This window comes from Shinella oryzae (assembly GCF_023038235.1).
Taxonomy (GTDB): domain Bacteria; phylum Pseudomonadota; class Alphaproteobacteria; order Rhizobiales; family Rhizobiaceae; genus Shinella; species Shinella sumterensis.
The window spans coordinates 532,035-546,708 of record NZ_CP081988.1 but is presented as its reverse complement, the minus strand read 5'-3'; the positions used below and the strand labels follow the sequence as shown (position 1 = coordinate 546,708).

The window sequence follows — 14,674 nt, the reverse complement described above, 5'->3', positions numbered from 1 at the left end:
CCCATGATCGATCTCGCGGTATCGCGCTGGTTCGCAGTAGGGCAGGTTTTCGTTCTGGCCGAGCAGCCCTTCCTTCAGGCCGTGAGGCGCCTTGGCCGGGATGGCCAAATCTACATCATCGGCGCGATGGCGCTCTTGATCGGCCTCAAGGCGTTCGGGCCGAAGCAGTACAAACTTTGCCGGCCTCACAAGCCGCTGTTCGTGCTTCTGAGCTTTGCCTTGGGACCGTTCATCGTCGTTCACACGCTGAAATTCCTGATCGGCCGCGTGCGTCCTCGCGATCTGTTCGAATTCGGCGGAAGCGCCGACTTCACGCCGGTATGGCAGTTTTCCGCCGCGTGCAGCCGCAGCTGTTCCTTTCCGTCAGGCGAGTCGTCGGCAGCAGCGGCGGCGCTTTCGCTCCTGATTTTCGTGCCGGCAGGGCTGAGGGGGGTGGCAGCACTGGTTCTGACACCTTTCCTCTTTTTCATCGCGTTCAACCGCGTTCTCGTCGGTGCACATTTCCTGTCGGACATCATGCTCGGCTGGCTCTTCACGCTGTCCGCCATGATCCTGATCTGGCGGTGGATAGAGCCCCGCGCTGGCGCCATCGACCGGTTCATGACGAGGACGTCGCGCTCCCAGTAAGTCGCGGAGGCGTTCCCCGGCGGATCAGGGAGCTTCCTTCAGGATCGCGGAAAAGAGTGGGTCGAATGCGCGGCGAATGGGATCCGCGGCGGCGCCGAGTGCGACGGCCCAGGGATCGATCATTCCGAGCTGGACGCGCGGAATGGTGCGGCCGGGGCGTTCGGCGATCGACGGCAGCGGCGGATGCATTGCTTCGAAAAGCCTTCTTGAGAGGGCAGGGGGCGCGCTGCCGTTGAGGATGACGGTCTCGGGGTCGAAGATCGTCTCGACCATATGAACCGCCTGCCGGAAATCGGCGCCGGCACCTTCCAGCCATTGGCGGATGCGCGGATCGTCCGCAAGCGTCAGCCGCTCGACCTCCTCATAGGCGTCGGTCGTCGCGGTGCCGAGGCCGAGATGCTGGAGCAGCGAGGCGAACGAGGAGCGGTGTTCGAAGGGGGCGACCGTGCCGCCCCGCGAGAAGAGGACCATGCCGATCTCGCCTGCATTGCGGTTGCTGCCGGTATAAATCTCACCGCCGAGAATGAGGCCCGCGCCGATGCCATAGCCGAAGTAGAGGCAGACGGCATGGTCGATGCCATCCGCCACACCGTTCATGCGCTCGGCTGTCGCGCAGGCAGTGGCGTCGTTCTGCAGGGTTGTCTCAAGGCCGGTGCCCGCGGCCAGCGTTTCCACAAGCGGAAACGACTGCCATTTGGCCATCATCCAGGGGTCGTCGCCGGAAGGCTTCAGCCCATACGGGCCGGGCATGGCGATGCCGAGGCCGGTCAGGCGCTGCGTGGACATCGGGACACGATCGGCAAGTTCGCGCCGCACTTTTCCGATGTGGTGGAGGATGACCTTGCTGCCTTCCTCGGGCTCGCCCGGCGGAAGGTCCGCAACCGCACGCGCCACTTCCCGCCCCAGAAAGTCCACGGCGACGATGCGTGTCAGTTCCCGGTCGATCTGCACGCCGAGCGCAAAGGCGCCTTCGGGAACGAGCCTGTAGGGTGTGGAAGGCTGGCCGCGCCCGCCGCGCACAACGTCTTCGGATGCGACGAGACCGTCCGATTCCAGGCTTTCGATGAGATTGGAGACGGTCTGCTTGGTCAGGTGCGTGGCGCGGGCGAGGGCGGCGCGCGAGAGCGGGCCATTGACGCGGATGGCCTCGATGAGCACGCGCCGGTTATGCGCGCTCGTGCCCTCCTGATTGGTCCCGCTCCTGGCGCGGATCGTCCGCAATTCGTTCATCGACAATTCCCTCTTGACACCATTTGGATATTACACAAGACTTAAGTCAATACATTTGACTTAATAAGGAACCAAAGAGTTCCGGGGAACAAGGGCGAGGCGAAGCCAAGCCCGGAGCGATCCGGCGGAAGCCATAAGGCGCAACGATCACGAGTGTCCGCAAGACATTCCGGATTCAAACCAAACTGGAGGCAGGCATGTTGAAATCGATGAAGAAGACCCTGTTGTACGCAGCGCTGCTCGCGGCCGTTTCGGCTCCGCACGCGTTCGCCGAAACCACGCTCAATGCGCTGTTCATGGCGCAGGCCGCCTATAGCGAGGCCGATGTGCGCGCCATGACGGATGCCTTCACGAAGGCGAACCCCGATATCAAAGTGAACCTCGAATTCGTTCCCTATGAGGGCCTGCACGACAAGACCGTGCTGGCACAGGGGTCCGGCAGCGGTTACGACGTCGTCCTGTTCGACGTGATCTGGCCTGCCGAATATGCCGCCAACAACGTTCTGGTCGATGTGACCGGCCGCGTTACCGACGACATGAAGAAGGGTGTGCTGCCGGGCGCCTGGACGACCGTCAACTATGATGGAAAATCCTACGGCATGCCGTGGATTCTCGACACCAAATACCTGTTCTACAACAAGGAAATCCTGGAGAAGGCCGGTATCAAGACGCCGCCGAAGACCTGGGCAGAACTGTCCGATCAGGCGAAGATCATCAAGGACAAGGGCCTGCTGGCAACGCCCATTGCCTGGAGCTGGGCGCAGGCCGAGGCGGTGATCTGCGACTACACCACGCTGGTCAGCGCCTATGGCGGTGAATTCCTGAAAGACGGCAAGCCGGCCTTCGCTGAAGGCGGCGGCCTCGACGCGCTGAAATATATGGTCGACAGTTACAAGCCCGGCCTCACCAATCCGAACTCCAAGGAGTTCCTGGAGGAGGACGTGCGCAACGTCTTCCAGAACGGCGAGGCGGCATTCGCGCTCAACTGGACCTACATGTACAACATGGCCAATAGCGGCAAGGACAGCAAGGTTGCCGGCAAGGTGGGCATCGTTCCCGCCCCCGGCGTCGAGGGCAAGAGCGAGGTTTCGGCCGTCAATGGCTCGATGGGCCTCGGCATCACCTCCACGAGCCAGCACCAGGAAGAAGCCTGGAAGTACATCGTGCACATGACGTCGCAGGAAACGCAGAACGCCTATGCGAAGCTGAGCCTGCCGATCTGGGCCTCTTCCTATGAGGATCCCGCCGTGACGGCTGGCCAGGAAGAGCTGATCGCTGCCGCCAAGCTCGGCCTTGCGGCCATGTATCCGCGGCCGACGACGCCGAAATACCAGGAGCTTTCCACGGCCCTGCAGCAGGGCATTCAGGAAGCGCTGCTCGATCAGGCGACGCCTGAAGACGCGCTGAAGTCCGCCGCGGAAAACAGCGGGCTCTGATCTTGAGCGCTTGCGGGTGGCTTCGGCCACCCGCACGATATTACCCCGACAAGCGACGAAGAGACGTGATGTCCAGCACCTGGATGACGACCCGGGCGTGGCTTCTCATGCTGCCCCTTCTGATCATCATGACCGCCGTCATCGGCTGGCCGATGATCGATACCGTCCGGCTTTCCTTCACCGACGCCAAGCTCGTCGGGACCGGCGGCGCCTTCGTCGGGCTCGACAACTATGTGAAGATGTTGTCGAGCAGCAACTTCCAGCGTGCGCTCTTTGCCACGACATGGTTTGCCGTCATCTCCGTCACCGCGGAAATGGTGATCGGCGTTCTGGCCGCCCTTCTCTTGAACCAGCAGTTCTACGGCCGTGCCGTGCTGCGCGCCCTGCTGATCCTGCCCTGGGCGCTGCCGACCGTGGTCAACGCAACTTTGTGGCGGCTGATCTACAATCCCGAATACGGCGCGCTGAATTCCGCGCTCACGCAGATCGGATTGCTCGACAGCTATCGTTCCTGGCTGGGCGAGCCGGGCACGGCCATGACCGCGCTCATCGTCGCGGACTGCTGGAAGAATTTTCCGCTCGTGGCACTCATCGCGCTTGCCGCGCTCCAGGCGGTGCCGCGTGATATCACGGCCGCATCGCTCGTCGATGGCGCAGGCCCCTTCGCGCGTTTCCGCTTCGTCATCCTGCCCTATCTCGCCGGCCCGTTGATGGTTGCGCTGGTGCTGCGCACCATCGAGGCGTTCAAGGTGTTCGACATCATCTGGGTAATGACGCGCGGTGGTCCGGCCAATTCGACGCGGACCTTGTCGATCCTCGTCTACCAGGAGGCGTTTTCCTTCCAGCGCGCGGGCTCCGGGGCGTCGCTTGCCCTGGTCGTCACGCTCATCGTGACGGTGCTTGCGGTCGGCTACGGCATGCTGGTGCGCCGCACGGCGGGGAGTGCCGCCTGATGGAACGCCGCAGCCTTCTCGCTTCCATCCTCATTCACGCCGCGGCGCTGCTTCTCGCCGTCGTCATCGTCGCACCGATTTTCTGGCTCTTCGTGATGAGCATCTCGCCGGCCGCCGATCTCGTTGCCCGACCGCTGAATTGGTGGCCGAGCGCGATGGATTTCTCGCGCTACGCGACACTGCTTTCGAGCATTCCCAACAGTGCGGGCGCCAACTTCGTCGCCTCGCTGGTCAACAGCGTCCTCGTTGCCGGCATGGCGACACTCGCAGCCATTGCGCTTGCGGTGCCGGCCGGATGGGCCGTCTCGCGCACCCCCGCCATCAGCTGGTCCCTGTCGCTCGTAATCGCCACCTACATGCTGCCGCCGGTCGCGCTTGCCGTGCCGCTCTATATGGCGCTCGCGTCCTTCGGACTGCTCAACTCCGTCTTCGGGCTGGCATTGGTCTATCTGACCATTCTGGCACCCTTCACGACGTGGCTCATGAAGTCCGGCTTCGACGGTATTCCCCGCGAGATCGAGCAGGCGGCGATGATGGATGGCGCGAGCCTGTTTGCGACCCTGCGCATCATCACCCTGCCGCTCGCCATGCCCATCGTCGCGACCTCGGCGCTCTTCGCCTTCCTGCTGGCCTGGGACGAGTTCTTTTATGCGCTGCTGTTCACTTCGGATCAGCGCGCCCGAACCCTGACGGTGGCGATCGCCGAACTCGCGGGCGGCAGGGTTTCTGATTACGGGCTGATCGCGACGGCTGGCGTGCTTGCCGCGCTGCCGCCGGTGCTGGTCGGCCTCATCATGCAACGGGCCCTGATTTCGGGCCTCACCAGCGGCGGTGTGAAAGGATGACCATGACCGAGACGACAAACCGGCCGGAGGGGCTTCAGGCAATCGATCGCGAGATGGCACGCCAGCATGCCGATGCCATCGCATCCTTCCGCAGCAGCGCCGAGGTGGCCGGAAAGGCCGCTGCCAGCCTGAAGCGGACGGGCAAGCTTCTGCTGCTCGGCATGGGCGGTTCGCACGCGGTCGGACGGGCCGTCGAGCCGCTCTACCGCGCCCTTGGCATCGATGCCATCGCCGTGCCCCTGTCGGAACAGCTTTCCGCACCGCTTTCCCTGGAGGGGCGGACGGTCTTCATGACCTCGCAGTCCGGCGAAAGCGCGGAAGTGTTGCGCTGGTTTGCGGAGACGGGCGGCAATGCCGATACCTTCGGCTTCACGCTTGAGAGCGGCTCCTTCCTCGGCCGCAGTGCTCCCTGCCTCGTGGGTGCGGGGGGCACCGAGCAGGCTTTCGCCGCGACGCGCAGCCTCACCATCAGTTTTGCGTTGCATCTGGCCATTTTCGCAGCACTGGGCGAGGACGTTTCGACGGCGCTCGCAGCCCTTGAGACGCCCCTGGCGCCGCCGATCGACGAGGCTGTCGCCACCCTTTCGGATGTTCAGTCGGTCGTGACGTCCGGCCGCCGATTGCAGGGCATGGCCGAAGCCATCGCGCTTGGCTTTGCGGAACTCTCCCGGGTACCAAGCTTCTCGCTGGAGGGTGGGCAGTTGCGCCACGGGCCGATGGAAATGCTCTCTCCCGAGATGGGCGTCATCCTCTTCCGCGGTGACGACGAGACGGCCGATCTGGTGACCGCGATGGCGGTTTCCGTTGCCGGTACCGGCGCCAAACTCGTGATGTTCGATTGCTCCGGCCGGCCACCGGTTGCGGGCGCCTCGACGATCGCCTTTCCGGCATCGAACGGCCTTGCCGCGATCTTCGCGATGTTGCCGACGGCGCAGCGCCTCATGATCGCTTTCGCTGAAGCACGCGTTCCCGACGCGGGAACGCCGGTGCGGTCGACCAAGATTACCCGGAGCGAATGAGTGAGACCGCTCGCCGTCATCGGAAACGTCAATGTCGACCTCATCATGGGACCGGCCGCGCCCTGGCCGCAGCCGGGAACCGAAATTATCGTCGATCACGACGAACTGCGGGTCGGCGGATCGGCGGGCAATACGGCGCTGGCGTGGATGGCGCTCGGCACACCCTTCGAGATCGCCGCGAGCATCGGCCGGGATCAGTTCGGCACATGGCTTGCCGCAAGCTTCGGCGACCACGCGCAACATTGGCCCGTGCACGGCGAAAGCACCACGCTGTCCGTCGGCATCACCCATCCGGATGGCGAGCGAACCTTCTTCACGACGCGTGGCCACCTGCCGCTGTTCAGCCTGGAGGATGTCTTCGCGGTGCTCGACGGCGAACGTCTTCGCGGCGGTATTGCCCTTCTTTGCGGCTCCTTCCTCACCGACAAGCTGGTGGAAGACTATACCGGCCTGTTCGATTGGGCGGATCGCCATGACATCTTCGTCGCACTGGATACGGGTTGGCCGCTGGAGGGGTGGACCGACGGCAACAGGCGTGCCGCCGCGTCGTGGCTGTCACGTTGCCGGATCGCGCTGCTCAACGAAGTGGAAACGACGAACCTTGCCGGTGTTTCCGATCCCGTCGAGGCCGGTCATATCCTGCAGCAGGGAATGCCGGCCGACAGTCTCGTGGTTGTAAAGTGCGGGCCTAAGGGGGCGATTGCCATCGAAGGCAATGGTGCCGTGACCCATGTGGACGCGCCGCGGGTCGCCGTGGTCGATACGATCGGCGCCGGCGATGTGTTCAATGCGGCCTTTCTTGCGGCCTATGCGGACGGCAAGGGCGTGAAGGCGAGCCTTGAAGCAGGAACAGGCGTTGCCTCGCGCGCCATTTCGACCCATCCGCGACGTTACGAAGCGACCCAGCAGAAAGCCCTGGCATGAGCACCCTGACCATCGATGCAATCCGCAAGAGCTACGGTCCGGTCGAGACGCTGAAGGGCATCGACATCGCCCTGCAAAGCGGGGAATTCCTTGTTCTGCTCGGCGCTTCCGGTTGCGGCAAGTCCACCCTGCTCAACATTATCGCAGGCCTCGGCGAACCGACCAGCGGCGACGTGCGTATCGATGAGCGCTCGATCATCGGCGTGCATCCGAAGGACCGGGACATCGCCATGGTCTTCCAGTCCTACGCGCTCTATCCCAATCTCACCGTGCATCGAAACATCGGCTTCGGGCTGGAAATGCGCAAGGTCGAAAAGGCCGAGCGGGACAGGGCGGTGCTGGAGACGGCACGCCTGTTGCAGATCGAAAACCTGCTGGATCGCAAGCCGGCCCAGCTTTCAGGCGGCCAGCGCCAGCGGGTCGCCATCGGCCGCGCGCTGGTGCGCAATCCGAAGATCTTCCTGTTCGACGAGCCGCTGTCCAACCTTGACGCCAAGCTGCGCCTGGAAATGCGCACCGAGCTGAAGCGCCTGCACCAGCTGACCAAGACGACGGTCGTCTATGTGACGCATGACCAGATCGAGGCGATGACGCTTGCGACGCGCATCGCTGTCATGCGTAACGGACGCATCGAGCAACTCGACACGCCTGAAAACATCTATAATCGTCCGGCGACGCTCTATGTCGCGACCTTTGTCGGCGCGCTGCCCATGAACTTGCTTGCCGGAACGATGGGAGACAGTGGTGTGACGATCGACGGGACGACGGCGACGGTAGCCGTTGCGGGGCTGGAAGCCATGGCGCCGGGCCGTCGCGTCACACTCGGCATCCGCCCGGAAGCGATCGGCAAATCGCGCGAGCCCTTGTTCCTCGACGCGCGCTGCGAGGTTGCCGAGTTGACCGGACCGGAACTCGTCGTCACCGCGCGGATCGGCGATCAGCGTGTCGTGGCGGCCATGCCGGCGGACGCGGGCATAAAGGCCGGGGACGAGATCACCATCAATGCCGATGCCACGGCCTTTCATGTCTTCGATGCCGAAACCGAGCAGCGTCTCAACTGACCGTTTTCGGTCACCTCACGCGCAGAGCTGCAGCCAAATCACGCCGGTAAAACAAAGCGCGGCGAGGATTGCCGCGCTGTTTGCCAGGACACCGATCCTCTCCAAGGAAGACGTCGAGCCATGCCGATTTGCCTTCACGGTGAACCAGATCAGCACAAGGACGATTGCCACCGTCGTGATGATCAGCAACAGGCGCAGCGCAGAGATCGGGCCGAGCAGATGCCCGTCCCACCCGGCCCGGCACCCTGTCGCCTGGAGGGCGTAGAGAAGCAAAAACCCGCCCGCCCAGCCGATCCAGCCAATGAGAATGCCAAACAGCGCGCGTCCGCTCATGGGCCTGCCCCTCCGGCGAGGAGGTTGATGACGAACGGGAATGCCAGGGCGATCACGCCCGTGGTGAGCGTGAACAGGTGCCATTGGCGGCCAAGACGCAAATCGAGGTCCCTGCGGACGGAGACATATCCGCGTCTGACACGCCACAGACAGAACAGCGACAGGATGAGGCCGACGAAGATATGCAGGACCGCATAGGCCTTGACGGCAAAGATGCTTGCCACCGCCGCGTGCCGTGTCGCTTCGGCGTGGATCTCGATGAGGACATAGCCGAGAGCCAGGAGCGCGACGGCATAGGCGACCGCGACGATGCAGAGATTTCCTACGGTTCGGCTCGTGAAGGCTCCACGCCCGAAGCCTGCGGCCACGATGAGGGCGACCGCCGAAATCACCGATGTCGTGGCATCTATGGGGATAACGCTTTCAGGCGGCCAGTTCGGGGCCGACAGCCAGAGAAAGAGCGAGCCGAACAGCAACGACGCGAAGAGCGTGGCGTCAGCGGCAAGGGTGAAGACCATTGCCCAATAGGATGGAGGCTGCGCTGTCTGGTAGTGATGCGGAAGGTGGGTGCCATGGCCGACAGCGAGATCGCCCAGATCCGATTTCAGGCCGCAATCGCGGGTCCAGAGCAGGAACAGCGCCGTGACGATCAGCAGCGCGAGGGGCGCGAGCCAGTAGAGCTTCACGAGGATAAGTGCAAAGAAGCTTCCGGTCGCGATCGCCGTCAGCAAGGGCAGGTAGGTTCTCTTTGGCAGGACGACGACCTGTTCGGGCTTTCCCGTCACCATGTCGACGCCGATAATCTCCATCCAGCCGTGCCGCGTCGCGCCAAGATATCCTTGTCCCGACGCCAGCACCGGCCCGAGCCTGTCCGGATCGAGCTGGTCGGCGCGGGCCGAGATTTCGGGAAGCGACGCGAAGGCATAGGCGGGTGGCGGTGTCGGCATGGCCCATTCCAGCGTGCCGGCCCGCCACGGATTGCGGCGGAAGGGCTTTCCGAAAACGGCGAGCAGCAGCAGGTCAAGTGCGACGAGGGCAAAGCCCGTCGTCATGATGAAGCCGCCCATCGAGGAGACGAAATTGAGCGTTTCCCAGCCGGCCTCCGGCGGATAGGTCGAGATGCGCCGCGGCATGCCGCGCAGTCCCGTCAGGTGCATGGCGAAAAAGGTCAGGTTGAAACCGATGAAGATCATCCAGAAGGCGGCGTGCGAAAGATGCTGCACGGCCTGCCGGCCGAAGATGTGCGGCAACCAGTAATAGGCGGCAGCAAGCATGGGAAAGACGAAGCCGCCGACCAGCACGTAATGCAGGTGTGCGACGACGAAATGCGTATCATGCGCCTGCCAGTCGAAGGGCACCATGGCGAGCATGACGCCGGTCAGCCCGCCCAGGACGAAGACGAACATGAAGCCGAATATGTGAAGCATGGGCACCGACATGCGCGGCTTGCCGTGAGCGAGCGTGGCAAGCCAGGCGAAAATCTGAACGCCCGTCGGAACCGCCGCCAGCCCGCTGGCGGCCGAGAAGAAGGAAAGCGCGACATGGGGAATGCCGACCGTGTACATGTGGTGGACCCAAAGTCCGAAGGAGAGAAATGCGAGGGCGATGACCGCCGCCACGACGATCTCGTAACCTTCGAGCGGGCGACGCGCGAGCGTTGGAATGATTGTCGAGAGCGCGCCGGCCGCCGGCAGGAAGATGATATAGACTTCGGGGTGGCCGAACAGCCAGAAAAGGTGTTGCCACAGCAGCGGATCGCCACCGCGGGTCGGATCGAAGAAAGGCAGGCCGAAAGCCCGCTCCGCTTCCAGCAGGATCGACCCCAGAATGAGCGGCGGAAAGCCGATCAGCATCATGCCGGCCACGATAAGCATGTACCAGGCGAAGATCGGCATACGCGTCAGCGACATGCCTGGCGCGCGAAGCTTCAGCACCGACACGAGGATCTCGACTGCGGCGGACAGCGCCGAGATTTCGACGAAGGTAATGCCGAGCAGCCAGACATCGGCATTGACGCCGGGCGAATAGGTCGATGACGACAGCGGCGTGTACATGAACCAGCCGCCATCGGGCGCGACGCCCGCAACGAGCGCACCGACGAGAAACGTGCCGCCGAAAAGGTAGCACCAGTAGCCGTAGGCCGACATGCGCGGGAACGCGAGGTCGCGGCTGCCCAGCATCTTCGGCAGCAGGTACATCGCCAACCCCTCGAAGAAGGGAATGGCGAAGAGGAACATCATCACCACGCCATGCATGGTGAAGACCTGCGCATAGCTGGCTGCGTCGAGGAATGCGCTCTGCGTCGTGGCGAGTTGCGTGCGGATCAACATGGCCAGGATGCCGCCGATGGCAAAGAAGACCAGGGCCGTCATCATGAAGCGCTTGCCGATGACAGTGTGGTTGACCGCCTGAAGGCAGCCCCATCCCGGCGGCGTGCCCCAGATGGCCGTCAGCTCACGGTGGAGGCGCAGCGCCGATTTGCGGGGGGATTGCGTCATCGGGCTGGCTCCTGCGCTTCGGGCAGACCGGCCAGAACGGCCGCGAAGTCCTCGGGTGCATGCGCATGCACTTCGAACACCATCCCGTCGTGACCGGTTCCGCAATATTCCGAACAGATGCCGCCATAGATGCCCGGACGGTCCGCGAGGATGCGCACCGTGGCGGCGTGACCCGGGATCGCGTCGATCTTGCCACCAAGCCGCGGCGCCCAGAAGCTGTGGATCACGTCATCGCTGGTCGCCGTCACCACGACCGTCCTGCCCGTCGGAATGTGAAGGATGCCTTCGCTTGCCCGCGCACCCTCGGCGTAGCGGAAGTCCCAGCGCCACATGCTGCCGCGTGCCTCCACCTCGAACGGCGCGCCGCCGATCCCGAGGTTGAGGATATACTCGCCACGCATCAGTCCGTGGCCGATCAGCGCGATCAGTGTGATGAGCGGAAAGGCGATCCCTCCCATCCAGATCCAGCGGGACGGCGATACCCGCCTCCCGCTCCCCGGCCGGAAAACGACAAGCAGGAAAAGCCCGAGGACAAGCAGGAAGATTGCCGCCGCGCCGGCCAGCATCAGCCACCAGAGGTTCGCGATGGCGCCGGCAAAGGGGCCGGCCGGATCGAGCGCGGAAAGGTCGCCCGTGCAGCCGGCGAGCATGAGGGGGAACGAAAAGGCAAGGACGGTACGGAACCCGATTGCTTGTCGTACGGTTATCGGCGGGAAGGGAGAATGCGCATGGAAGAAACGCAGGACAAGGACAATCCCGTCATCCAGAAGGTCGAGGAGAAGGATGCCAGTTCGCTGGTCGCCATCAGCGGGCATCCGCTGCATGCCATGAGCGTGCACTTTCCCATCGCCTTCGTCTTCGCCACGCTTGGCGTCGACATGCTCTACTGGTGGACGGGCGATACGTTCTGGCTTCGTGTCGGGCTGTGGTCTTCCGGCGGCGCATTTTTCCTTGGCATGGCGGCCGGCCTCGTCGGCACGGTCGAATTGCTGCTGGTACCCGGCATTCGCGCGCGCGCGGCCAGTTGGGCCCACGCCATTTCCGCCATGACCCTCATCGCCGTGATGGGCGCTAACTGGGGCACGCGCGTCATGAACCCACTCGACGTCCTCCCGCAGGGCCTCCTGCTTTCCGGCCTGGCAGCAGTCCTGACGGGAATGGCGGGTTGGCATGGCGGCAAGCTCATCTTCGATCACGGCGTCGGCCTCATGGTTTCCGCAAAGGATTGAATTCGTCGTAGAGACGCTTCAGGCCGCCCGGTTCGGAGAGCACGTCGAAAATCGCGAGATCCATCGCCGGCTTTGCCAGAACGATAAAGAAGATCGCGATGACGACCCCGCCGCTGAGGATCGTGGCTGTGATGAAACGCCAGGTCGGATAGATTTCGCCATCGCGGAAAAGCCTGATGACGACGAGGCCCGTCAGCACATGCAGGATGGCGAGGAGGCCCACAAGCGCGAGCTTGACGGAGAACCAGGGCTCGAAGGTCTGGCGCAGGAAGATCAGCATCGTTCCGGTCAGAACGGCCACGAACGCTGACGGCGAGATGATGCCGATATAGGCGAACCGCACCAGCCGCTGCAAACGCAAGAGCGCGTCCTCATCCTTTGCGTGGGCACGCTGCACATAAAGTCCCGGCAGACTGACGATGCCGGCCGCCCAGATTGCGATGGCGGCGATATGCACGAATTTGGCAAGCGCGATCACGACGCCGGCCTGTCGAGGCTGTTCTGCGAAAGCAGAATGCGGATGCGCCACAGCATGGCGACGAGATAGGGGCCGGCGGCCGGAACCCACATCAGAACGCCCGCCAATTGCTGGTCTTCGAGCGGTGAAAGGCCGAACGCCGCAGTCGTCGACACGTGCGCGTCATAGAGCGGACTGCGTGAGAAGGTGAGCAGGGCAGCCAGCATGCCCATCTGCAGGACCGTGCCGAACAAAAGCGCGCAGGCATTGCCGGCCGAAGTGCGCTGGTCGAGTGCGACCATCCAGAGCCAGACCGCCGAGCCCAGCAGCGAAAGCTGCATCAGCCAGTAGGCGGCATGGGAGGAGAGCGCCAACTGATAGGCAACCGGAGAATGCCAGAGCCAGAACAGCAGTGTGTGGGCGGCAAACGCCACGTGCGGCGCGCGAGGGCGCCACGGCAGTCGGCCCAGAGCAAGGGCCAGAAGAGGCGCTGCGACAGCGACGAGCAGAATGTGGTGAAGCACCCTGGCGGAGAACAGCGCGGACGCCAGCGCGCAGAGCGGCGACACAAAGGCGACGAGCAGTACCGCCATGGCGGCGGCGGCATAGCTGCGATGAACCCCGTCGCGGCTATTTCGATAAAGGGCGAACGAGAGCAGCGCCAGCGCAGCAAGCAGAACGGGATCGAAGTTCCAGCGCCAGGGCAGCGACAGAAGATCCGGCGCCGGTCCGCAATAGATTTCGTCGTTCGGCATCGTTCTCTCCGCTCGGTGCTTCACGCCTGGGCATCACGAGCGGGCCGATCGGCCCGCGTGCTTCGGCCGGCGTCGCCGCGCCGCCCGAATTGCCCCTGTCCGAAGCGACATAGGTCGCTGCTGCGGCAAGTCCATCAATTGGCTACTTTTTTCGGCCGACGACGCGGATAGCGCAAAATCTACGGGGCGGTTATATCCGTGGGCCTTGCTTTCTGGATGTTCTGCTCCTCGGTAAAGAGTGACCACGCGGAGATGAAGAGGGCGGCGATCAGCGGACCGATCACAAAGCCGTTGATGCCGAACAGTGAAATGCCACCGACCGTCGAGATCAGCACGACATAGTCGGGCAGCCGTGTTCCTTTGCCCACAAGCGGTGGACGCAGCAGGTTGTCGATCAGCCCGATCACGAACACGCCGATGAGAACCAGGATCACGCCCTTCAGCCAGGCGCCTGCGAGAAACAGCCAGATCGCGGCCGGAACCCAGACCAGCGCCGCACCGACCGCGGGCAACATCGACAGGAACGTCATGACGACACCCCACAAAAGGGCGCCCTCGATACCCAGGGCCCAGAAGCTGACGCCGCCAATGGTGCCTTGGACGATCGCGATGATGATGTTGCCTTTGACCGTGGCGCGCACGACATCCGCGACCTTGTCGACGAATTTGCGGCTGTAGTCGTCACTCAGCGGTATCGCCTTGCGGATCGTCACGCCGAGCGCGGCGCCATCTTTGAAAAGGAAAAACAGCAGATAGAGCAAAATGCCGAAGCTGACGAAGAATTGCAGGGCGTTCTGGCCAAAGCTCAAAATGGTTCCTGCAATCGACTGGCCCGCCTGCATGAAGGCCGATGAGATCTGCTCGCGCAACTCTGCGAAACCGCCGAGCCGCATCGAATTCAGCCAATTGTCGACGCTTGCCGGCAATGCATTCTGAATGCCCGTGAGATAGGCGTTCAGGTCGATTTCCTTGTTGCTGATCTTCTCGTAGAGGCTCGTGCCCTCCTGAATGAGGGAGCCGAGTATGACCATGGCGGGCACGATGACGAGGCAGATGCACAACAGGACCGTCAGCAGGGCGGCAATGCTGCTGCGACCGCCCAGTCTCCGCTCCAGTTCCGCGTGAACCGGAAAGAAGATGATGGCGAGAATGAGTGCCCAGAAAATCGCGGTGTAATAGGGCAGGAGGAGCCAGACGAACGCCACCGTCAGAAGCGTCAGAAGAATGTAGAAGCTGGTACGTTGAACAGACATGGTTGCCTTGCTGGCTGAGCGGTTCACCCTGCGGATGCAGGACGTCGCGGGTGA

15 protein-coding genes are annotated in these 14,674 nt (G+C 63.4%); 8 read left to right on the top strand and 7 right to left on the bottom strand.

Annotated features, from left to right (window positions below; genetic code table 11):
- Positions 1-3 precede the first annotated feature (3 nt).
- Positions 4-627 carry a phosphatase PAP2 family protein gene (locus K6301_RS18675; protein WP_247222040.1) on the top strand — a complete coding sequence of 208 codons (624 nt, stop codon included), beginning with the start codon at positions 4-6 and terminating at the stop codon, positions 625-627.
- Between the two features lie 24 nt (positions 628-651).
- On the opposite strand, the gene K6301_RS18670 is transcribed toward K6301_RS18675, so the two are convergent.
- Entirely contained in the window at positions 652-1,857 is a 1,206-nt protein-coding gene (locus tag K6301_RS18670) for an ROK family transcriptional regulator (protein ID WP_247222039.1), read from the bottom strand.
- 197 nt (positions 1,858-2,054) lie between these two features.
- Between K6301_RS18670 and K6301_RS18665 the strand changes: the two genes are divergently transcribed.
- From K6301_RS18665 to K6301_RS18640, 6 genes are all read left to right on the top strand, one after another.
- Entirely contained in the window at positions 2,055-3,293 is a 1,239-nt protein-coding gene (locus tag K6301_RS18665; RefSeq protein WP_247222038.1) for an extracellular solute-binding protein, read from the top strand.
- 68 nt (positions 3,294-3,361) lie between these two features.
- Positions 3,362-4,246, top strand: a complete 885-nt coding sequence (locus K6301_RS18660; RefSeq protein ID WP_247222037.1) for a carbohydrate ABC transporter permease — start codon at positions 3,362-3,364, stop codon at positions 4,244-4,246.
- Entirely contained in the window at positions 4,246-5,091 is an 846-nt protein-coding gene (locus tag K6301_RS18655; RefSeq protein ID WP_247222036.1) for a carbohydrate ABC transporter permease, read from the top strand. The genes K6301_RS18660 and K6301_RS18655 overlap by 1 nt, the downstream gene beginning before the upstream one ends.
- A 2-nt stretch (positions 5,092-5,093) precedes the next feature.
- Positions 5,094-6,110, top strand: a complete 1,017-nt coding sequence (locus K6301_RS18650) for an SIS domain-containing protein (protein WP_247222035.1) — start codon at positions 5,094-5,096, stop codon at positions 6,108-6,110.
- The gene (locus K6301_RS18645; protein ID WP_247222033.1) at positions 6,111-7,034 is read left to right on the top strand and encodes a PfkB family carbohydrate kinase; all 924 of its coding nucleotides are present in this window, start codon (positions 6,111-6,113) and stop codon (positions 7,032-7,034) included.
- Positions 7,031-8,095 (top strand): ABC transporter ATP-binding protein, encoded by a 1,065-nt coding sequence (locus tag K6301_RS18640; protein ID WP_247222032.1) that lies wholly within the window; start codon positions 7,031-7,033, stop codon positions 8,093-8,095. Before K6301_RS18645 ends, K6301_RS18640 begins: the two co-directional genes overlap by 4 nt.
- A gap of 15 nt (positions 8,096-8,110) precedes the next feature.
- Here the strand turns inward: K6301_RS18640 and K6301_RS18635 are convergent, their stop codons facing one another.
- The 3 genes from K6301_RS18635 to coxB are packed head-to-tail and all read right to left on the bottom strand — an operon-like array spanning position 8,111 to position 11,576.
- Positions 8,111-8,428 carry a hypothetical protein gene (locus tag K6301_RS18635; RefSeq protein ID WP_247222031.1) on the bottom strand — a complete coding sequence of 106 codons (318 nt, stop codon included), beginning with the start codon at positions 8,426-8,428 and terminating at the stop codon, positions 8,111-8,113.
- The gene (ctaD, locus tag K6301_RS18630) at positions 8,425-10,926 is read right to left on the bottom strand and encodes a cytochrome c oxidase subunit I (RefSeq protein WP_247222030.1); all 2,502 of its coding nucleotides are present in this window, start codon (positions 10,924-10,926) and stop codon (positions 8,425-8,427) included. The genes K6301_RS18635 and ctaD overlap by 4 nt, the downstream gene beginning before the upstream one ends.
- A complete protein-coding gene (gene coxB / locus K6301_RS18625; protein WP_247222029.1) occupies positions 10,923-11,576 on the bottom strand; it encodes a cytochrome c oxidase subunit II in 654 nt (217 codons plus the stop codon). The genes ctaD and coxB overlap by 4 nt, the downstream gene beginning before the upstream one ends.
- A gap of 78 nt (positions 11,577-11,654) precedes the next feature.
- Between coxB and K6301_RS18620 the strand changes: the two genes are divergently transcribed.
- The gene (locus K6301_RS18620; protein ID WP_370340779.1) at positions 11,655-12,155 is read left to right on the top strand and encodes a DUF2231 domain-containing protein; all 501 of its coding nucleotides are present in this window, start codon (positions 11,655-11,657) and stop codon (positions 12,153-12,155) included.
- On the opposite strand, the gene K6301_RS18615 is transcribed toward K6301_RS18620, so the two are convergent.
- From K6301_RS18615 to K6301_RS18605, 3 genes are all read right to left on the bottom strand, one after another.
- The gene (locus K6301_RS18615; RefSeq protein WP_247222028.1) at positions 12,133-12,633 is read right to left on the bottom strand and encodes a CopD family protein; all 501 of its coding nucleotides are present in this window, start codon (positions 12,631-12,633) and stop codon (positions 12,133-12,135) included. The two genes, K6301_RS18620 and K6301_RS18615, sit on opposite strands and share 23 nt — an antisense overlap.
- Positions 12,630-13,367 (bottom strand): cytochrome c oxidase assembly protein, encoded by a 738-nt coding sequence (locus K6301_RS18610; RefSeq protein ID WP_247222027.1) that lies wholly within the window; start codon positions 13,365-13,367, stop codon positions 12,630-12,632. Before K6301_RS18610 ends, K6301_RS18615 begins: the two co-directional genes overlap by 4 nt.
- Before the next feature lie 179 nt (positions 13,368-13,546).
- A complete protein-coding gene (locus K6301_RS18605) occupies positions 13,547-14,620 on the bottom strand; it encodes an AI-2E family transporter (RefSeq protein ID WP_247222026.1) in 1,074 nt (357 codons plus the stop codon).
- Positions 14,621-14,674 lie beyond the last annotated feature (54 nt).